At 36.7% G+C, this 18969-nt stretch carries 22 protein-coding genes and 1 pseudogene; 11 read left to right on the forward strand and 12 right to left on the reverse strand.

Annotation, left to right across the window (positions count from 1 at the left end; genetic code table 11):
• Positions 1 to 21: 21 nt before the first annotated feature.
• Positions 22 to 3651, forward strand: a complete 3630-nt coding sequence (locus FILTAD_RS05990; protein WP_124069600.1) for a VPA1262 family protein — start codon at positions 22 to 24, stop codon at positions 3649 to 3651.
• Positions 3652 to 3666: 15 nt separating this feature from the next.
• Positions 3667 to 4242, forward strand: coding sequence for an RES family NAD+ phosphorylase (locus FILTAD_RS05995; protein WP_124069601.1), 576 nt, complete (start codon positions 3667 to 3669; stop codon positions 4240 to 4242).
• 81 nt (positions 4243 to 4323) lie between these two features.
• Here the strand turns inward: FILTAD_RS05995 and FILTAD_RS06000 are convergent, their stop codons facing one another.
• The 4 genes from FILTAD_RS06000 to FILTAD_RS06015 all read right to left on the reverse strand — a co-directional run bounded on the left by FILTAD_RS06000 (position 4324) and on the right by FILTAD_RS06015 (position 7518).
• Positions 4324 to 4542 (reverse strand): hypothetical protein, encoded by a 219-nt coding sequence (locus FILTAD_RS06000; RefSeq protein ID WP_203229661.1) that lies wholly within the window; start codon positions 4540 to 4542, stop codon positions 4324 to 4326.
• 95 nt (positions 4543 to 4637) lie between these two features.
• The gene (locus tag FILTAD_RS06005; protein ID WP_124069602.1) at positions 4638 to 6377 is read right to left on the reverse strand and encodes a DUF2326 domain-containing protein; all 1740 of its coding nucleotides are present in this window, start codon (positions 6375 to 6377) and stop codon (positions 4638 to 4640) included.
• Positions 6368 to 6610, reverse strand: coding sequence for an ABC-three component system middle component 6 (locus tag FILTAD_RS06010; RefSeq protein ID WP_124069603.1), 243 nt, complete (start codon positions 6608 to 6610; stop codon positions 6368 to 6370). Before FILTAD_RS06010 ends, FILTAD_RS06005 begins: the two co-directional genes overlap by 10 nt.
• On the reverse strand, positions 6607 to 7518 hold the full coding sequence (locus FILTAD_RS06015; RefSeq protein WP_124069604.1) for an ABC-three component system protein: 912 nt from the start codon (positions 7516 to 7518) through the stop codon (positions 6607 to 6609). The genes FILTAD_RS06010 and FILTAD_RS06015 overlap by 4 nt, the downstream gene beginning before the upstream one ends.
• 504 nt (positions 7519 to 8022) lie before the next feature.
• Between FILTAD_RS06015 and FILTAD_RS16275 the strand changes: the two are divergent.
• From FILTAD_RS16275 to FILTAD_RS06030, 4 genes and pseudogenes are all read left to right on the forward strand, one after another.
• Positions 8023 to 8130 (forward strand): annotated as a pseudogene (locus tag FILTAD_RS16275) (hypothetical protein); the annotation flags it as partial.
• Between the two features lie 102 nt (positions 8131 to 8232).
• The gene (locus FILTAD_RS06025) at positions 8233 to 8700 is read left to right on the forward strand and encodes a helix-turn-helix domain-containing protein (RefSeq protein WP_203229662.1); all 468 of its coding nucleotides are present in this window, start codon (positions 8233 to 8235) and stop codon (positions 8698 to 8700) included.
• A gap of 658 nt (positions 8701 to 9358) precedes the next feature.
• Positions 9359 to 9475 carry a putative holin-like toxin gene (locus FILTAD_RS16060; protein ID WP_238988161.1) on the forward strand — a complete coding sequence of 39 codons (117 nt, stop codon included), beginning with the start codon at positions 9359 to 9361 and terminating at the stop codon, positions 9473 to 9475.
• Between the two features lie 623 nt (positions 9476 to 10098).
• Entirely contained in the window at positions 10099 to 11364 is a 1266-nt protein-coding gene (locus FILTAD_RS06030) for an IS4 family transposase (RefSeq protein ID WP_124069606.1), read from the forward strand.
• 258 nt (positions 11365 to 11622) lie between these two features.
• On the opposite strand, the gene FILTAD_RS06035 is transcribed toward FILTAD_RS06030, so the two are convergent.
• From FILTAD_RS06035 to FILTAD_RS15790, 5 genes are all read right to left on the reverse strand, one after another.
• On the reverse strand, positions 11623 to 11766 hold the full coding sequence (locus tag FILTAD_RS06035; RefSeq protein WP_203229663.1) for a hypothetical protein: 144 nt from the start codon (positions 11764 to 11766) through the stop codon (positions 11623 to 11625).
• A 380-nt stretch (positions 11767 to 12146) separates the two neighbouring features.
• Entirely contained in the window at positions 12147 to 12413 is a 267-nt protein-coding gene (locus FILTAD_RS06040; RefSeq protein ID WP_203229664.1) for a hypothetical protein, read from the reverse strand.
• A gap of 343 nt (positions 12414 to 12756) precedes the next feature.
• Positions 12757 to 13398: a hypothetical protein gene (locus FILTAD_RS06045; protein WP_124069607.1), complete on the reverse strand. Its 642-nt coding sequence runs from the start codon at positions 13396 to 13398 to the stop codon at positions 12757 to 12759.
• An 85-nt stretch (positions 13399 to 13483) separates the two neighbouring features.
• Positions 13484 to 14185 (reverse strand): hypothetical protein, encoded by a 702-nt coding sequence (locus tag FILTAD_RS06050; RefSeq protein ID WP_124069608.1) that lies wholly within the window; start codon positions 14183 to 14185, stop codon positions 13484 to 13486.
• A complete protein-coding gene (locus FILTAD_RS15790; protein WP_160117576.1) occupies positions 14182 to 14325 on the reverse strand; it encodes an XtrA/YqaO family protein in 144 nt (47 codons plus the stop codon). The genes FILTAD_RS06050 and FILTAD_RS15790 overlap by 4 nt, the downstream gene beginning before the upstream one ends.
• 576 nt (positions 14326 to 14901) lie before the next feature.
• Here FILTAD_RS15790 and FILTAD_RS06055 point away from each other — a divergent pair.
• From FILTAD_RS06055 to FILTAD_RS06075, 5 genes are all read left to right on the forward strand, one after another.
• On the forward strand, positions 14902 to 15123 hold the full coding sequence (locus FILTAD_RS06055) for a DUF1659 domain-containing protein (protein ID WP_160117577.1): 222 nt from the start codon (positions 14902 to 14904) through the stop codon (positions 15121 to 15123).
• Positions 15124 to 15208: 85 nt separating this feature from the next.
• The gene (locus FILTAD_RS06060; protein WP_124069610.1) at positions 15209 to 15427 is read left to right on the forward strand and encodes a DUF2922 domain-containing protein; all 219 of its coding nucleotides are present in this window, start codon (positions 15209 to 15211) and stop codon (positions 15425 to 15427) included.
• A 75-nt stretch (positions 15428 to 15502) separates the two neighbouring features.
• Complete coding sequence (locus FILTAD_RS06065; RefSeq protein ID WP_124069611.1) at positions 15503 to 15625, forward strand: YvrJ family protein; 123 nt, start codon at positions 15503 to 15505, stop codon at positions 15623 to 15625.
• Positions 15626 to 15934: 309 nt separating this feature from the next.
• The gene (locus FILTAD_RS15875; RefSeq protein ID WP_124069612.1) at positions 15935 to 16054 is read left to right on the forward strand and encodes a DUF2922 family protein; all 120 of its coding nucleotides are present in this window, start codon (positions 15935 to 15937) and stop codon (positions 16052 to 16054) included.
• 75 nt (positions 16055 to 16129) lie between these two features.
• The gene (locus tag FILTAD_RS06075) at positions 16130 to 16252 is read left to right on the forward strand and encodes a YvrJ family protein (RefSeq protein WP_124069613.1); all 123 of its coding nucleotides are present in this window, start codon (positions 16130 to 16132) and stop codon (positions 16250 to 16252) included.
• 322 nt (positions 16253 to 16574) lie between these two features.
• Here FILTAD_RS06075 and FILTAD_RS06080 read toward each other — a convergent pair whose 3' ends face one another.
• The 3 genes from FILTAD_RS06080 to FILTAD_RS06090 are packed head-to-tail and all read right to left on the reverse strand — an operon-like array spanning position 16575 to position 18535.
• Positions 16575 to 17312: a hypothetical protein gene (locus FILTAD_RS06080; RefSeq protein ID WP_124069614.1), complete on the reverse strand. Its 738-nt coding sequence runs from the start codon at positions 17310 to 17312 to the stop codon at positions 16575 to 16577.
• Entirely contained in the window at positions 17302 to 18195 is an 894-nt protein-coding gene (locus FILTAD_RS06085; protein ID WP_124069615.1) for an ImmA/IrrE family metallo-endopeptidase, read from the reverse strand. The genes FILTAD_RS06080 and FILTAD_RS06085 overlap by 11 nt, the downstream gene beginning before the upstream one ends.
• Positions 18170 to 18535: a helix-turn-helix transcriptional regulator gene (locus FILTAD_RS06090; protein WP_124069616.1), complete on the reverse strand. Its 366-nt coding sequence runs from the start codon at positions 18533 to 18535 to the stop codon at positions 18170 to 18172. Before FILTAD_RS06090 ends, FILTAD_RS06085 begins: the two co-directional genes overlap by 26 nt.
• Positions 18536 to 18969: the final 434 nt, after the last annotated feature.

Genomic DNA, 18969 nt, shown 5'->3' on the forward strand with positions numbered 1-18969 from the left:
AAAAGGGAGTGAAATTCATTCATGTATGGGCTAACCATTTATATCTTAACTAATGAAAAGACAAATGAAACTTATTGGCTTTACGGTAGTGCGATTCAAATTAACAACGATTATAATATGCCTTTTACGTTGAGAGATATTAAATCTAAAGGACAGTTTAAGCTACAAATGATTATGGCTATTTTGGATGCAGAAGAACTTGGTCATCTAGTTTCCGAACTAGATGACCATGTGAAATGGAATCCACAGCTCACAAATAGAAAAGGTGTATCTATAAATCTCCCATCATGGAGTGTCCGTCCTTATATAATTGCAAATGAGAAAAAACATGAACACAAATCTGCTTTTGCCTTAACGAATAATACGGCTAGTGCAAAAGTTTATTTCGCTCTTGATAAGGAAAGATGGATAGCCGCAATATTTGATAACCAGGAAGGTTTTCTCAAGAAAGGAAAAGTCATAGAAGAAAAGCTGTTTGAAGAATCTACTTTGAAACTGTTTTCCGCGGACTCAGAACGGTTTGGGAATTTCGAGATTTTTACTAGCCCTCTACACCAATCTCTATTCTATCCGATTGGTCTACATGTCGATGTTAAGCGAACGAAAGTTCAAATGCAGAATCGGAGCCGTGTGGAAACGGATGCTAGAGGTATTACGTTATGGGCGGACGGTTCTCTTGAAGATCAGCTGCCCTTACAACTTAATGTGACATTGTGGAATGGGAGAGGGAGAAGCGAGGCTATCGTTCAAGATCGGCTATTGAGTATTACCTCGGTTGGTGAACTCATCCATTGTGATGCCGAAGAACCGATTTCTGCTGTTGAAGTGAAGCTATGGAATGCGGATGGTAAACTTCTACATTACAATAAAACAGGTTTAATTCGTCAAATTAATATTTCTATGGGTGTCCATACAGGCACAAAGGTGATAAGTGATCCATGGTCGAAAAAACTGCCTACGAATTTAAGGGATCGGGTAGAAAAACAGGAACGGATAACCCCTCAAAAAATAAATGTAGGAGATTTCAACCGGGATCCTTGGGTGGAAGAGGCCGAAAATTTCGCTGGTTTTCTTAAGGATATGAACCCCTCCCCATTGAATACCGATGAGGATAGCCTTTTCTTTTCTGGCAACCCGGAAGCTGAAGTTCGTTTCTTTGAATTTATAAAGTCAAAACTGGACGCTTCCACTACTGAGGAAGTCTTAATTGCTGACCCGTTTTTTGATGCCAAGGCAGCGTCAAAAATATTAACAAGGTCCACGACAAATGTCCCACTTACGGTCCTAACAAGCTTAACTACCAAACAACCAGAGACTGGCGGCTCTTTGCTTGACTCCTTTAAGGAGTTTCTCGAAACATATAAGATTCTTTTACCATCAGGTTTAACCGTCTTGAACGTTCAAAACAGCGTGGCTACAAAACAACAATTCCATGATCGGTTTTTTCTTATAAAAGAAAAAGGACGCTGGGAGGGGTGGCTTTTAGGTAACTCTTATAATAGCCAGGCACAACGATATCCCTCTCTCATGGTCAAATTCCCGAACCAACTAATGGAGGAGGTCCTTTCATATCTAAATGAATTGAAAACGGGTCTTGTTAACGATCGTCCCGAAGCGATGATTCAAACCCTTTTTTCAAACACAACAGTCCAAAAGGAAAATATTTACGAAGGATTTCCCATTTTCCCTCATTGGGAACTGCTTATGGAACCTTTTCGTAGCAATCCTGAGGAAGAGCTAGTTGATATACTAAAGGGACTCATAGATAAAGGGTATTTTGAAAGTTCCAATGGTCATTATTCCTGGTCGATAATCGAGGAAAAGCAAGTTACGGTTCGGAAGCTCATATACTCATATTTAGAACCAATTCAAGACTTTGACCAAGCGAAGCATTGGCTTCTTGCATTATCGAATTGGTCCTATTACGGTCTAGATTTAGAACCGTCTGAAGTACTCCCGAATAATCTATTTTGGATTCAAGCAATGCAGAAAACAGTGGACAATATACAAAAAAACATCAAAGAAAATATTCATGATGAGGATGTAAGGTGGCACCAAATAAAAGATAAATTTGAGAAGCTAGTGGAAACCCATGAAAGTTATGACGAATGGTGGACAATATACCAATATTCATTTGAGTATACACGCCTCATCTACAAGTACAAATTCATTCTTGACGGTCTTTGGGAAACTGACCTGAGGATCTACTTTGAAATGCTAGACAAAAAATGGATACTTGTCCCCCACTTCTTAACCAAACTTCATCAGGTTATGGAAGCACCTGGGGAAGCAAACTTGTCTCTTTTGGCAACAAGATTGTTTTATTATTCGTTTTTCGACTCTCACAATAGGCCAATGAAAGACGTTCTTTTAACAGAACTTAAAGAATCAACAGCCGTTGAACAAAGATCCCTATTCATAGCCTTGGATCACACGTATAAAGAGGAACAGCAATCTTTATTCATACAAAAACATGCATCATTATTTCAGAAACCTATCGATCAAGGCCTTGTTACTTTCATTATGCAGACGCGGCAAAATACTATTCTTGCTTATCTTAGGCAAATGGGAAACTCAATTTCTGACGATCTGATGATTGAATTAAAAAAAGGAATTGTCTCCAAATGGGTAAGTAATCTTCTCCATGGCAAGCATCTAAGTTTTCATTTTGAAACCGACCAACCAATCACAGAAGAAATGGCTATGTATTCCTTTCAAGCTCATGGTGGGCAGTGGGAAAGCTGGTATGAAAAAGAAATTCTTGAAAAGCTGGACTTACAAGAATTACGAAACCCGTTCCTTTATTATCATAATTACTCCAAATGGCGTAATTACATGGATAGAGCGTTATGGTCCTTTCATTTCGGATTCATGAGCCTACTAGCTGGAAAAGAAAAGCTAAATGGTAGGACTGCACAGAAAATCTCAAAACTATTTAAGACATATTTCGCTGAAAGCCTCCCTTTATACACTTATGATTCAGGGCTTCTCGATGAAGTCGTATACGGACTCGGATTCTATTTGTCGGAATTCGAATATGAACAAGAAACGGATGAGATTTTAAAAGTTCTAGAAAATCAGTATTTCGATCCAACGTACTCTTTAATCTTATATGGTAGCCATCCTTCAATTTTCACCAAAAGAAGAATACAATTGATAGAGCTTCTACAATCCAAGGAGTTAAAACTTAGGCTCGGGGATAAAATGATTGGACGCCTTATCTGGCTGTCAAAGGTAATCGATTCAATGTCAAAAGAAATTACCGACGTAGAAATAATCCAAGATATAAAATCATTGGCAAGGTTGATTGAATCATTACTGAAGGATACCTCGATAAACATAGATAGTATAGCCTTTCAATTACAACTTTCCACGCCTGTAACTGATGCTGATTATGAGAAATGGGCAAATTTATTTCGAACGAGTATCAAGGAAATGAAGGAAAGCTTTAAAATGGCGGGAACCGTAGAAATCTTTAATCAAATCACCGGCGTAGGGCTATATCTTTTTGGAAAAACTGAAGCTTTTCAAGATTGGCTTCACCAACGAGACGAATTGACAAATGATTCTCCTTGGGATTTCATTCATTGCGGCAAGAGCGAAGAGGCATTGGATGATTTGATTAGAATGATTGTCGGGAATTTTTCATGAGGGGGCCAGACAATCATGTACATGGACAATAAACTTGAGAAAACATTAAAAAAAATTCAACCCATTCCATTTACCAAAACAATGTACCGGAACAGTGACATTAAATACTTGTTACTCGGAGATAATCCACTTTCAGGAGAAGGTGCAAAATTTGCAGATGGGCGATTCCATTTAAAAAGTCACGGAATTTCCTGCTATTACGCTTCGGAGGATATGTATACTTCGTTAGATGAAACTTATCCTCCTAGAGACCAAAACCATCCTCCTCGGGTTTTTATTTCTTTAGTAATTCAACTTGGCAGTGTTCTTGATCTATGCAACGAATCAAATTGGGACATCCTACAGACAAGCTACCAAGAGCTCACGGGAAACTGGAAGAACCATTTAAATCAGACACCAGCTCCAACACAGTTATTGGGAAAAGCCACCTACGATTCTCAGAGATTTGAAGCCATTCAATTCTATACCGCCAAGGGAGAACCTAAAAGAAATATAGTAATTTTCCCTGATCTTTTGAAAAAAGGTTCATTTGTTAATGTTTATGACCCCGATGGGGGCATAGATAAAATACTGAAAGGTGTTTATAAATGAACATAAGTTGACATAGACAAATACGTTTATTTTATCGATTTTTACCGATTATCTATTTAACATAATACCAGGTACCTGACACTAAGACATATACGGCGTTTTGGCATAATAGACGGCAATCTGTGCATTGCCATTATCGTATACATTAATTTGCCTTTCACTTCCGTACTGTGTGTAACCGAAATCGTTATAATGTTTCCTTTGCCATTTCAAGGTGGGGATTGGAAGAATGAGTTCGCCCCTGCCACCAAAAGCTGTCCAGATGGCGAGTGTATTATTAAAATTACTGTGATAGCCCAACTATGTTCCCCTCCCCTGAATCACCCTAAAATTCTCATAAAAAATAGCCCATCATATCCATTATGATGAGCTTTTTTGATATCTGAGTTTATTATTTATTTGTCTTCGATGTCCACTAGAATCCCCAGCAATTTCTCAGAAGGATCTTCATCCGTTAAAACGAGAACAGTGTTATCCTCAATAATTATTTTGTATAATTCGTCACCTAAAATATTATATATTTCAGTAAGTTGGTTCTGATTTACTGAAGCTATATATTGTTTATCCGTATTTGAAAACTGTTCACTAAGAACCTTCATAAGTTCAGCTTTTTGTCGTTCATCAATTCCATCAAACAATCGGCTATCATGGAAAACGAAATTCATATTATGATTTTGACCTTTAAATAACACAGTCAAATCGTAACAAAATATTTTCACATTATTAATCCCATCCGAATTATCCGACTCAATCTTAGCATCAATATTAAATCTTTGTAGATTATCACCATCATTACTTTCAATTGTTAAACCGGCGACGCTATGTGGATAAAATCGTTTGACGAGATTACGAAAGTAATTCCGTAATTCTCCGATTTCCGTATTCATTTCTTTTAAATATTCATCCGTTATCTCTGACTGTTCAATTTGATCCTTTTCGATTTCCCGCAGTTTTTCCTTATATTCTGCTTGTAGAACTTGATATTTTTTCAAATTTTCACGACTTGATTTTAGGTTGGAGGCTTTTTCACTTAGGGCAACAAAAACATCTAATGCCTCATGATCACCCAAATACTTCATTAAGTTATCGAATTCGCTTTGCAGCTTTTGAGCAGCGGTAGACTTTTCATCAATCTCTGATTCAAGTTTATTTTTCTGCTCAATCAGCCTTCTTTTGCGACTGGTAACAAGCTTTTCGTAAAATGATTCTAAATCGGACAATGTCTTTGTTAGTGAATCAGAAAAATGGACATTAGCTTCTTCATAAACTTTTTCTATTTCATCCAGGTTCCCCTTACTCGGTTTGATTTTCAAACTACTCTCAATAGAAAGTACGTTATTTTTCAGCAATATAATTTTATTGTTTAATTGGAATAATTTCCGCTCAATCTTATCCGCTTCTAATTGAACCTCATAATAGTCATCTGCAACCTTGAAATTTCCCAAGCTATTTTCTAGCTTTTCTATTTGTTCATCTAGATCGTCAATGGTTAAAGAAACGTCTTTTTGCCCTGAGAAGAAATCACGTAATAAATCATCCCTCTTAAAATTTCGTTCTAGATCCTTAATTCGATCTTGCTCTTTTTTCAAGTTATGTTTTTTCTTCGCTAAGAATACATCTAATCCTAATAGAAAGGCGTTGTATAACATTTTTTGATATGGATTAGGGGTTGTTAAAGCCTCATCAAAACTTACATAACTTTTTTTATTTGGTCGAATAAAGAAAGGCAATAAAGATCTAAAGGATAAATTACCTACACCATCAGGGATTTGAAAGCATAACTCTTCCATTTTTGTATTGAATTTAGTTAAAGTTAACTCTTCGCCATTTAAATGAATTCGATTTGGATTAGCCGTTGATCTTGTTGCAGTATAACTTTTTTCTCCTATTACAAACTCCAATGAAAATTCCCAATCAGGCAATTTCTCACAAAATGAGGTGTAATTTTTTGTCTTAGAACCTAGGCAGAAATGGATAATATTAATTAATAAAGATTTCCCAACCCCATTATATGTCTTTCCAACATTTTTACTTTTAACGTCCTTCTGTTTAGCTACAATAAAGTTTAGGCCGCTTTTATTAAAATGAACGGTTTTAAAACTTGATTTATTCGCAGATACTTTTATTAGCTGCATTTCACAACACCTCCACCCCTTTCTTCAATTGCCCCAACGGAATGAAGAAATACAAGAGTGAGTAGGAAATTGTCAAAGTTATGTTTTGCCGTGTAGTTCTTTCTGGATAGATCTTTTTGATACTCATTCCACAGCGAATCTACTGTCCTTTTGGAATTAATCATCTTAAGAAGATACCCACCGAAGCCAAGTAAGGATTCCGAAAAATGGGTATGTTTAGTTGGCATTATCATCTTTCTTCCTCCTCCTTAGGTTCTTCAAAAATATCGCAGGTCTCAAAGTATTTTGCCATTACAATAATAACGGTATTCTGATATGGTTGAGTTTGTTTGGGAGTGAGCTGTTGAACCATGGCCATAAATAATTGATCGCCACTTTTGTTTGTCTTTTCTTGTTGGTAAACTTCATTCATTTTATCCCTTAACGTATCTGCAACAAAGCTACTGTTATCGGATAAATATGCTTCCAAATTATAAAGCTGATAAGAAGCTGTGTTCAGATACCCTGCCACTGTATCGGACAAATGATTAAATTGAATTTTATCATCCCAATCAGGTAAGACCATCTTCCCATCTACGTTTGTTTGTAGCGGTAGTTCCATTATATGCGCAATTACTTCATTTAATATGGAGTAATCGATGTTTTTAATATTGCCTGGATCAGGTAGCATCCCCACAATACTAAAAATTTGATCTTCTTCCAATTCAAATAATGTGTTTTCAACATCCTTCGCTGTAAGGATCGCTGCATTTTCTAAACCATGAACTTCTTTTATTTTTTCAATTTCCTGTTCGGCGTCAGCATTGACACCTTTATATTTATCGTTGATAACAAAATAAAAGCTGTTTACTGGGGACCATTGTTCAATTAACCCATTAAAGTCTGTATGGAGTTTTTTCACCGTGTTTGGATAAGATTTTTCAATCTCTTCTGGCGCAAAAACCTGATAGTATGTTCCGGTCTGTTTTACATAGCCATCATTTTTCCTGTCACCAATATTCCCCCAGGGTTTAATGGATTTAAAGTCTTTTTCTGCATAATTCATAACAGACGTAAATAAATCCTCAAATGCTTGACCATCACATTTGTAAATTTTATTTTTAAACATTATTCTTAAAATCGTCTTTTCTTGTGAATTCATGCAAAAACTCCCCATCATTAAACAATTAACTATCTATTTCGTTAAGTATTTGTCAATTATATTTTTAAAAAGTACTTAAATTGTAGCATACTTTTACCTAGAGGTATTCCTCTTTATCCTTTAATTATACTAGCTTTGCGTTGCACTTCTCAAATATTTCATTGTCAATTGTTCAAATCATAGGCAAATTAACTCACCAATTTATTAATACCCGTTATTCGCCCGCTACTATCCGCTGTATAGTTATAATTTTCCTTTTCCCCATCATCATAAGTAATTTCAAACCTCGCCACATCCACCAACAATGAAGATACTTCTTTTAATAATTGTGTGGGTGCCTGTGCAACAAACAACAACCGACAATTCAACCAATTGCATATATATTCGATAAACATTAGACTTCGACGTTTTTTTCTCATAAATATGGAATTGTAGTGTATTGTCTGAATAGTTTCGTGCACAGGTACCCGAAACTCATTTATTGGCGGCATCAATTCGGAAAACATCCTACATCATCCTTCAGTTCCTCGTAATCATCATTTAATGGAACTTCTTGATCGATTGCACTTAGTAAACCGAACAAATATGGGTGTTCCACGTATTTATCGCTCCCTCTTGATAGAGGGCAAAGAACCTCCAAGTTATCGAGAGGTTGGAAATAGTATTGAGTTAAACTTAATTGCCTCGTCCTTGTTTCCAGATTTCAAGAAGTTTGTGGCAGAATTACAGAGAAGAGGCATCTCTTTAGATGTTGACCACCTACTGATTCTACAATACCTTCTTAGACATGAACAAATAGATACCCACACAGCCATGCGGGTGGCTCAACGTGGACAGGATCAGGCAAGGGAGCTCCTGAGCAATTTAACAAATGATTTGCGCCTTCTTGGAGCCATAGGTAGAGGAAAAGGGCGATATTATACCCTTTCAAAGGCTACTTCCGATGCTCTGAAAGAAAAAATGAGTTATGAGCGTCAGGTTAATTTGGACGATGAGGCTGTGAAGATGAGGATATTAACTCTTTTAAGAGAAGAAGACCTCACCAATAAAGATATTAGAGATATGACTGGTTGGGACAGAAAGAAAGTTTATAATATTGTTAAACAGCTTGAATCTGAAGGTGTTACTATGACAGGTCAAGGTAGAGGAGCCAGATATACATTAGTTCCCAAAACGAATTAGTTTTTAATATACAACTAAGGGTTTGGCCAATTAATTGTCCATTCCGGACAATTAATGACAGTTTGGGACAATTAATTGTCCTTAATTGTCCCGGATTTTAAAAAACGTTGCTTTGACGTTGATTTAACAACGTTCCTTGTATCTTCTAAAGGACAATAAAAGGACCATTAATGGTCCTTTTATTGTCCTTTTCCTATATAAGTTCATTCAAGTGGATAAACTATCCTAATAATAATTGTGTGGGTGCCTGCGCGACAAAAAAAACGAACAATTCAACCAATTGTATAAGTACTCGATAAACAGTAGACATTAACGCTTTTGTCTCATAAGTATGTAATTGTAGTGTATTGTAAGAATTTTGTCGTGCACAGCGTACCCGAAATTAATCTCTTAAATATGTAATTGTATCTTATTGTCTGAATAGTTCCGCGAACAGGTACCCGAAATCAAATAGAGGCGGTTGTAAAAGCCATACGCAATGTGGGTGGCTGAACATCTCAGGCCACGACAGTGCGGATGGCTATAGATACGACAAACTTTCTGACTGCGGACACTAAAGATATCCCTGTGAATCTAGTTTTATGCTAAACTAAGAACAGCAGTTACATAAAGCAGATGGGCGGTTGGCACTCCCTTGAAAGAAAGGGGGTGTTTATATATGGTGACATACGAATCAATGAATATGCTATTTCAATTTGGTATATTCTTAGCTACGGTACTGACAGCGATCGTAGCTGTTGTGGTAGCAATCGCAGTCACTAATAAAAAGAAGTAACCGTCCATTGCCTTTGACCGAGGTTCTCAATGGGGGTTACTCTTTTTGAGTAAAAACATCTTCAATTGTTAAACAGGTCGGCCGCTCTTCATGCGGTGTGTGACTGTGATCAGCTGGACGTTTCACAGACGTTCAGCTTTTCTTATTATATGTTTAATATACCACATTTATACGGGAACAACACCTGAATGATTGATAAAAAAGTATTGAGTGCGTACCTGTGCAACAAACAACAACCAACAATTCAACCAATTGCGTATATATTCGATAAACATTAGGCTTTAACGTTTTTTTCGCATAAATATGTAATTGTGGTGTATTGTCGGAATAGTTTCATGCACAGGTACCCGAAATTATTTAACATTATAGGTACCCGAAATTCAAAATACAGTACTCCATAGAAAGGCAGCCAAATGTTGTTTCGGCTGCCTTTCACTTTATGCAATTGTAGTGAATTGTGTGTGTACCTGTGCAACAACACTAGCGTTGCATAGCTGTAAATACCTGTCGTTAAGTCCAAAAAGTTGAATATCTTATACTTGTATAAACGCAAAAAAACTCCTAAAATAGAAAGGGAAACGACGACTAAATCAGTTCCCTACACTATCAAAAGGAGTAACTCTATGAAAAGTGTAAACCAGAATTTAGTCTTTCGTCAATTCTTATCTAACTTACCAACGAATATTTTAGCTTGTCCACTCATGAACTATGATGCACGAAAGTTAACCGACCTCGCAATAGTAAAGATATTCATTATGGCTAGTCTTTGTAAATGGGATAGTCTTAGAAAAATCGAAACAGGTATCCGTTCAAAGAAAGCATTTTTGAAAGAAATTGAAGCAGAATCCTTTAGCTATGCTCAACTCAGCCGACGTCTCATCGGTTTGAATACTGCCGATGTAGCAGATTTACTTGGTCGATTGGCCCAACATTATTGGTCGTTGAAAGGCAATGCAAAAGGTTTGAATGCAAATGTAGGTCCAATTCGAATTATTGATGGAACCTACATAAAGTTGCCAAATAACGCTTTAAATTGGACAGCGATTTCCAAGGATTCCTGTGGAATCAAGTTACACGTACGAATCGTTGTTGCATCCGCAAATAGTGTCTTTCCTGAAAAGATGATACCCTCAACCGGGAATGTGGCTGACTCTGATGCCGTTAATCACATTATCGATGCGGATGGTGCCTTGTATATAATGGATCGTGGCTATGCGAATAAAACGAAAATGGGCGGATGGATGGAAAGAAACGTAAAATTTCTTGTTCGTGCGAGAAAGAATTTTAGGATGGAAACATTGAGATCTTTCGAGCCGACACTTCCTAATGTACAAAAAAATGAATTAGTGTCTATCCTAACCCGGGAAGAACCCGTACGATATATTGAATTCACAGATGATAAAGGAATCACTTTTCACCTGTTGACAAATCAGGTGGATTTGTCTGAGGAGAAAATTTTAGAAGCCTATAAAAATCGCTGGTATATTGAGTTATTCTTTAAATGGCTAAAGCAGCATGTCAAGGTGAACCACATATTCAGCCATTCACCTATCGGAATCTGGAATCAAATGTTCATAGCACTGATTACTTTTGCGTTGACAGAAATTATGCGGCTAATCCATCAGCCCACTAAGAAAATTTGGACTTTCTTAAGCACTGTACAGGAATATCTTTTTCTATCGATAAAAACGCTACTGAAATTCTTCAATCGAAAGCTTCGTAAGAGCAAAGGGCGACAAAAGGTCCCGATTACAGAACCGAAAGTGATGCAATATGGAGAAGACTTTGCCATTGTTAGCCCGATTACAAGAAAACATTTTATCGATAAAGAAAAAGAGAAAAAAAGAAAAGAAAAAGAAAAAAAGGTACAGATAGAACAAAAACAATAATGTTACAAAAAAAGGGAACTGATTGGTCATTAAGGACCTGTTCCCTTTTTTTATTTTTCAGGTCTAACAGTTGTGGTAAAAATTACAATTTATTGTTTGTATTGGATTCTATGCAACGCTAGTGGTGCAACAAACAACAACCAACAATTCAACCAATTGCATATATATTCGATAAACATTAGGCTTTAACGTTTTTTTCGCATGAATATGTAATTATAGTGTATTGTCGGAATAGTTTCGCGCACAGGTACCCGAAATTTAATTGCATATTAAGGCTTTTTGGTGGAGCTTAGCAGCATCGATTGCGACAATCAAGACCTGTTCAAGATTAATCCCGCGCAGTTGATCGCTAAATCTACTCCCTTTTTTCCCTTGAATGTGATAATGTTTACTAGTCCCCATGTGACTTCAACCTCCATTTGTGAGAGTGGTGATGAGATTGAGTTCCCTGTCAGGTACTTATATCTTACTTGAAGTCGCTGGGGATTTTTTATGGTTAATCAAGGTAATTTGATTATTTCATACACCAGGTACCCGAACTAATAGGTACCCGAAATTTACCCGCCATCCTCGTCCTCATCGAAAAATAGCAGGGATTTTATAAGCTACTCAAAATAAGTATCCCTAAAAATAGTATCGCGACTAATAAAAGTACACCGTTTCTATCGAACCATTTTTTTATTTTACGCAACATATCAAAAAACCTAAATACTCTACCAAACATTCAAACTACCTCCATTTCATTTTTTCTTTTTGATTTTCATAGAGCAGGGGGGCGTCTGTTAAGAAAGCTCCCTATGCTCGAGTGTCATGGTAATACCTGGAATGCTTAACAGTATGCCGCCATCTGTCTCAAGAAGCAGCTCTTCGATTATTTCGTCCAATTCAACTATCTGTCGATGGATCAGCTCGTATTCATCCAGCTTTAGACGAAGTAGGAGAAGTTCAGCGACCAATGTTTCTTTCGGCTTTGAAATGCTTTCTCTGGCATAATTCAAGAGCCGTTCTATGGCACTATCTAATTGTGTGGGTGCCTGTGCAACAAACAACTACCATCAATTCAACCAATTGCATATATATTCGATAAACATTAGGCCTTAACGTTTTTTTCGCATGAATATGTAATTGTAGTGTATTGTCGGAATAGTTTCGTGCACAGGTACCCGAAACTAAAGGGAAATACATAACGATTTGGGCAAGACTTTACATGGAGAGGCGGGCATGATAGCCTACATCGGCAGAGTCAGGTCCTTGAGGTGCCTGGCTACTTGGCTCGTGCTTCATGCCAGTAGAGGCTCCATGTCAAATCAACTTGGAGTCTGCAGTCCACCTTGCAATACTAAGTATGAATCCTTTGCAATTCTCTGTACTTCGTTTTTACAAAATACAACTTCACAACTTATTGTATTTTTTCTCCTCTTTCTCATACCGTTCAGCAAAAACACTATCCATCATGCGAGTATACTGCTTAGACCCTGAAATCGAATCTTCAACTTCCCCCGCTTTTTCATCAATTAAAGCTAAGGAACTTTTAATATTATCGACAACTAATGTTTTATCTCCACTCTTAGAAAAATATATATTTATTTCGGATTCTAATTGACTTATTTGCTGGATGACTACTTGAATTTTCTCAAACCAAGGTACCATTAAATACTCCATAGGAATATTATTAATACTATTTTTTAATTTCCCAATGTGATTCATTTCAAATTCTATCTCCGATATAAAATCATGAGTATCATATACATTCATACCGTTACTATCTTCCGAAACCAGAAAATCCAATTTAGTTATACTTGATTTTATTTGTTTTAGATAACTAATTATCAATTGCTCTGACTTACTTTTTCTTTCAGTTTTTTCTACTCTTTCCACATACATGGCGTAGGAAAGCTCCTCTTTCGTTGCTTTCAAAGTGGATTTCCCTGCTAACAGCGCACCCAGGTACGCACCTCCTAGAATAAATAATCCAGAGACTAGATTTTTAGGATTTAATAATTCTTCTACTAATTCTATTAAATAGTCACCCAAAACTCTTCCCCCTCTTCCCTTCGTCTCCATTTCAACTCAATGTTGTTATCACCGTTGTCCTCTGGTTGTCCATTGGGACTGATATTTATGTAACACTCTCACAAAAGGAAGAAATCGCCTTTTCAATATCTTTAAATTCTTCTTGATTATTAATACTTCCTCCTATTTCATTGGTATACGTTATCCAAGGTTCAATAAGTTTTCTGTTTGCCTGTTTGAATGCTAATACATTTTTATAGGATTCAAAATCAAGTTTTTCAATGTCAATCTCTTGAATAATATCTAACAAACTTTTAATATTCCTACTCATTGTCAGTAGTTCTTCTTTATATGGTTTTATGCTTCTGTAATATATCTCCTCCTCATGGGGAGGAGGAAAATTAATGACATGTTCTCTACCATGTTTATCATATTCAACGTCCACCTCTGCATACGGATCATATACTTTTTTAGCTTTATCATAGACCCGGTTGATCCTAATAACCTCACTTTTTAGATCATCAGCATATTCTTTAAGATTCAGCAAGACCTTCCGAGATTCCCCTTCTCTTTCATCTACTCTACGTTTTTCTTCTCTATTGCTGACCTTTATTGCCATGAATCCCGTTATTATGGCTCCGAATAACGCTCCCCAAAAACTATCTCCCAGTCCGAATAGCTTTTCATCAATTAAAAAAGCGTTTATAGAAAAGCTATTAAAAGTTATGAACATAACTAATGAAAGATTGATTAAAATCATGGCGCCTATAAAGACATTTTTAAACATATGAGATATATCATCACTCAAAACTCTTCTCCCTCTTCCCTCCGCATCCGTTCAATCTTACCCTGATGCGTCACAATCCGATACTCCCCGTGTTCCGGAAGTTCCCTGACTTTCGCCTTACCCTCCGAAATAACTACTACACAGTTCAACGGTAGTTCCATTATATCAATTTCTAGTAATATTGTATCCGGATTAATAGTAATGTCTTAATTGTGCGCGTACCTGTACAACAAAAAACAACCAACAATTCAACCAATTGTATAAATATCCGATAAGTATTAGAAATTAACCTTTTTCATCTCATAAATATGTAATTTTAGTGATTTGTCGGAGTAGTTTCATACACAGGTACCCGAAATTAATGAGCAGATTGAAAAAAGCGTGTTAGGGTCGATGTTGGCGGAATCGTGCACCCTTTTTTAAAGCGCAAAGCGTTTATGCCTTTAAGACTGATTCCCCTCCCACTGTAATTTCAATATCTTTTGATAGTGAATCATCCCAAAATACCTCTGTATAAGTAATGTCACGCTTGTAAGTGTGCACATCACACAACAGAGGTAAGGAGTGGTAAATCCTTGGCGTTTAATGGTACATTTCTTGGCACCAAGTGGTAAAAAAGATGTCACTGGTGGTACATTTCATTGGCTGTAATCAAAAGGCACCCATTATAAACTTTACAAACCCTGTATCCCTTCCCCCTCTTTCACTCTATATAGAGGATGAAAGGAGGTGATTACATGGCAGTAACAATCGAATTTCTACAAGCGAACGGCCGGGTTTACTTCGATGGCGGGATGACAGACGATGGCAAGCCCGTCACTAAATCGAAGACGTACCGCAATGTAAAGGAAAATGTACAAGCAGATAACTTGTACAAAGCGCTGGAGCAACTTGCCCAGCTATCAGATCTTCCCTTCATCGGGGCGGAAATCGTAGAAACATCAAACGTGATTAACTAATCGGGGCACAACCTATCCACAACAAGCCAAGCGTCTCAAGGGGCTAGCGTTCCCGAAATCCAAATAAAAAAAGGAGGAACAAAAAATGGCAAAAACATTACAGATGAACTTCGACACAGCAAGTGGTAAAAAGGTTACCCTGACGGTGGATGAACCCCGCGTAGATTTGACAGCAGAAAGCGTGGAAGCGGCGATGCAGGTGATCATCGCCTCGGATGTATTCGAATGGAATGGTGCTGCACTAGCGGCGGCAATGGGCGCGAAGATTGTAGAGCGAAATGTAACTGAACTTGTAAAAGGCTAACAGGATGCAATAACCGGTTCAACAGTTTTCGGACTGGGGACCGGTTTTTTATGTATAAAGAGAGGAGGAAACGGGATGGAACAATGGCTAGATCTCATACAACAAGTCGGTTTCCCGATAGTCGTATCATTCTATCTTTTGCACCGGCTCGAAGCCAGGCTCGTCGCGATACATGATGTTTTACTGACGTTGAAGTAAACGGATACCTCTCGCCCGGTGCCGGCTCACTTTAGTTTAACGTTTACAGCCGGTTTCTGACCAGTGAAAGGTGCCTGTGCATGGTTGAATTATGACAATTCATGGTTGTGAATAGGTACTCCATAGAAAGGCAGCCAAATGTTGTTTCGGCCGCCTTTCACTTTATGCAATTGTAGTGAATTGTGTGTGTACCTGTGCAACAAACAACAACCAACGATTCAACCAATTGCATATATAATCGATAAACATTAGGCTTTAACGTTTTTTTCGCATAAATATGTAATTGTAGTGTATTGTCGGAATAGTTTTGTGCACAGGTACCCGAACTTAATCGCCTCGGATGTATTCGAATGGAATGGTGCTGCACTAGCGGCGGCAACGGGCGCGAAGATTGTAGAGCGAAATATAACTGAACTCGTAAAAGGCTAAAAAGAGGCAATGACCGGTTCACCAGTTTTCGGACTGGGAACCGTTTTTTTATGTATAAAGAGAGGAGGAAACGGGATGGATCAATGGCTAGATCTCATACAACAAGTCGGTTTCCCGATAGTCGTATCATTCTATCTTTTGCACCGGCTCGAAACCAGGCTCGTCGCAATACATGATGTTTTATTGACATTGAAGTAAACGGATACCTCTCACGCCCGGTGCCGGTTTCTGACCAGTGAAAGGTGCCTGTGCATGGTTGAATTGTGACAATTCATAGTTGTGAATAGGTACTCCATAGAAAGGCAGCCAAATATTGTTTCGGCTGCCTTTCACTTTATGCAATTGTAGTGAATTGTGTGTGTACCTGTGCAACAAACAACAACCAACAATTCAACCAATTGCATAAATATTCAATAAACATTAGGGTTTAACATTTTTTTCGCATAAATATGTAATTGTAGTGTATTGTCGGAATAGTTTCGTGCACAGGTACCCGAATTTAACAGGATCAATTTTTAATTCATTCAAGAATAGGAGTGGGTTTTCCGGTACTATTTGCTACTGCAAGATTATATATTGCATCCATTCCTATTTTAAAATCATTCCAGCTAGGATTAATCTTCTTTTCATTTGTAGTTGATAAATAATGAAATTTGTACATGAAACGCATATGTTTTAATTCTGCCATTTTCATTATATATAAATAATATATTATTTCATATAGCTTTATTGTTATAAGAGAGTCTAAGTTTGTATCAAGCTTTTCTGCATGTTCAACTAATCTCAAAGCATTCGAATCATTTGAACAAAAGTAGATTAAATCCTTTACGTGAATATACGCTAGGGATTTTACTTCTCCCCGATCATCTTTGTTATCAATTTCAGGTTCATAATTCGTAGATGCTGCTATTTTATATTCTACAGACTGTCGAATTGCCTTTTCTTCTGTAGTTAATTCTTCATCATTTAAAATCAATAAAGCTTGTTGGTCAATTTTTTCATTTATAAGTTTAAATAATTCAGGTTTTACTGTAACCTCTTCATATACAGCTTGATGAATAGCTAAATATGGGAATGTCAGAAATAAAGGATTAAGCCAAAACTTTTTGTAGGTTTCTAGATCAAGAACAGCGCTATCTCCTAGAACTTTAGATCGGTCAGAAGGAATTAGAAGATTTGCATCGATTGGTAGAACCTGTAAGTAATCATCTATTAATGAAAGTAATGCAGAATTGGGCCTTGAGATATCAACCTTCATTAGTGTCTTCTCCCTCATCCAATTCCCTTAGTAGTTCTTTCATAAAGTCTTGATCTACATCTTCTTCGAGCCCATATTCGTCCAAGCCTTTTTCAAATAGAGAAAGATCTTCGGCAAGTTCATCCAAACCAACTAAAGAACTTTCGTAATTCTGTAACATATGTTCCACTAAGCGAGCATCTGATCCAATTTTTAGCGTCTTTTTATTCAGCAATCTGAAAACGTCAGCGTCATAACTCATTGCAATTTTATAGTATAAACTTGACTCTTCTCTTACATTTTGTGACCACAATATATTGAACATACCCTCATCTGTAAGAGCACCAACTTCCACTAATCTACGGACTATTGATTTATAAGGTAATTTAAACTCTAAATGAAGTCTTGCAATAAATCTCAGTAAAGTAGATAAATTCCATCCATCCACCTTAATTTCATAATTATTATCTTCATAAATTGCTTTTTTTAATGTTTGTGAAGGTAATAAAAATGAAGCTGCAAATTGATTAGCCTTTTTTTCTCTTATTCCTTCTGGGTCTTCCATATTTCTACAAAGGTAAAAGTCGCCAGTTTCTTCCCAATAATGATATAGTTCATGGGCAATTGAAAATAATTGTGTATCATAATATTGAGATGTATTTACTCCAATAAAAGATAGAACATGCCCATCTTTTTCTTTAGAAGATAAGTACATTGCAGAAAGAGGTTCCTCATTCGTACCAGGTTCCTTTGGTAGATAGAGCATATGAATATCTAATTGAGCAACGAGTTGTAATATCCGATCACCCAAAGGTCCCATTCCTAAATCGAAAGTATCTCTTTTTTGTTCAACTAATTGCTCTAATTTTATACGTTCTTTACCCGATAGTGGTGTTAGCATCATTTATCGAAGTCCTTATTCTAGTATGTTTTCTCAAACAAAGCATCATTGATACCATTTCTTCTAACCATTCCTTCTCATTAGAAGTTTCAGCATTCCCCATCATTGCAACAAAAACACTTTTTTCTTCTTGTTCTTCAGTAATATCATTAAGATCAAAGTTTAATACGCTCATTATACTGTTTAATTGACTAATAGATGGAATATGTTTTCTATTTTCTATCCGTCCTATTATTTGTCTATTAATCTCTGTTTTTTCACCTAACTCTTCTTGTGTAAGACCTAACTCTTCCCTTTTGTCTATAATTAAACGACCTAACTTATCAGATGAAATTTTTTTCATGTATATCCCTCCACCTTAATGATACTATAAATACCTCCACTAATACAAATACTAATTTCAAGGTATAGATAATACCTTAATCCATTCAACTAAAATTAATTGAATGGATTGAGCAATATTTGAGATGATTCTTAGTATTATTGCTTTTACCGATATTACAATCTAAGCATGAGTTTGTAGGTGTAACTGCTAAACTAAAATCAACAGTTTCCGCCAGATAGAATTGAACACTTTTTTGCCAAACCATCCAACAGTTCGGCTATGATATAAATATCATCGTTGTTTAACTGGAGGATTTGAAAGGTGGAAAAATTACTGTTGTTAATTGTGTGTGTACCTATTATATGAAATAGATTGTATTAAACGCAAAAAACCATTGTTTTCAGGGTATAGAGAAGTACCAATCACAGAACTTCCAAACCCACCCCACTATT

The organism is Filibacter tadaridae, from assembly GCF_900609045.1.
In the GTDB taxonomy this organism is placed as follows: domain Bacteria; phylum Bacillota; class Bacilli; order Bacillales_A; family Planococcaceae; genus Sporosarcina; species Sporosarcina tadaridae.

Coding starts and splice junctions, on each gene's coding strand:
- FILTAD_RS05990 (WP_124069600.1), top strand. CDS start 22: ATGTATGGGCTAACCATTTATATCTTAACTAATGAAAAGACAAATGAA.
- FILTAD_RS05995 (WP_124069601.1), top strand. CDS start 3,667: ATGTACATGGACAATAAACTTGAGAAAACATTAAAAAAAATTCAACCC.
- FILTAD_RS06005 (WP_124069602.1), bottom strand. CDS start 6,377: ATGCAGCTAATAAAAGTATCTGCGAATAAATCAAGTTTTAAAACCGTT.
- FILTAD_RS06010 (WP_124069603.1), bottom strand. CDS start 6,610: ATGATAATGCCAACTAAACATACCCATTTTTCGGAATCCTTACTTGGC.
- FILTAD_RS06015 (WP_124069604.1), bottom strand. CDS start 7,518: ATGAATTCACAAGAAAAGACGATTTTAAGAATAATGTTTAAAAATAAA.
- FILTAD_RS16060 (WP_238988161.1), top strand. CDS start 9,359: ATGGTGACATACGAATCAATGAATATGCTATTTCAATTTGGTATATTC.
- FILTAD_RS06030 (WP_124069606.1), top strand. CDS start 10,099: ATGAAAAGTGTAAACCAGAATTTAGTCTTTCGTCAATTCTTATCTAAC.
- FILTAD_RS06035 (WP_203229663.1), bottom strand. CDS start 11,766: ATGGGGACTAGTAAACATTATCACATTCAAGGGAAAAAAGGGAGTAGA.
- FILTAD_RS15790 (WP_160117576.1), bottom strand. CDS start 14,325: ATGGAACTACCGTTGAACTGTGTAGTAGTTATTTCGGAGGGTAAGGCG.
- FILTAD_RS06055 (WP_160117577.1), top strand. CDS start 14,902: ATGGCAGTAACAATCGAATTTCTACAAGCGAACGGCCGGGTTTACTTC.
- FILTAD_RS06060 (WP_124069610.1), top strand. CDS start 15,209: ATGGCAAAAACATTACAGATGAACTTCGACACAGCAAGTGGTAAAAAG.
- FILTAD_RS06065 (WP_124069611.1), top strand. CDS start 15,503: ATGGAACAATGGCTAGATCTCATACAACAAGTCGGTTTCCCGATAGTC.
- FILTAD_RS06075 (WP_124069613.1), top strand. CDS start 16,130: ATGGATCAATGGCTAGATCTCATACAACAAGTCGGTTTCCCGATAGTC.
- FILTAD_RS06080 (WP_124069614.1), bottom strand. CDS start 17,312: ATGAAGGTTGATATCTCAAGGCCCAATTCTGCATTACTTTCATTAATA.
- FILTAD_RS06085 (WP_124069615.1), bottom strand. CDS start 18,195: ATGATGCTAACACCACTATCGGGTAAAGAACGTATAAAATTAGAGCAA.
- FILTAD_RS06090 (WP_124069616.1), bottom strand. CDS start 18,535: ATGAAAAAAATTTCATCTGATAAGTTAGGTCGTTTAATTATAGACAAA.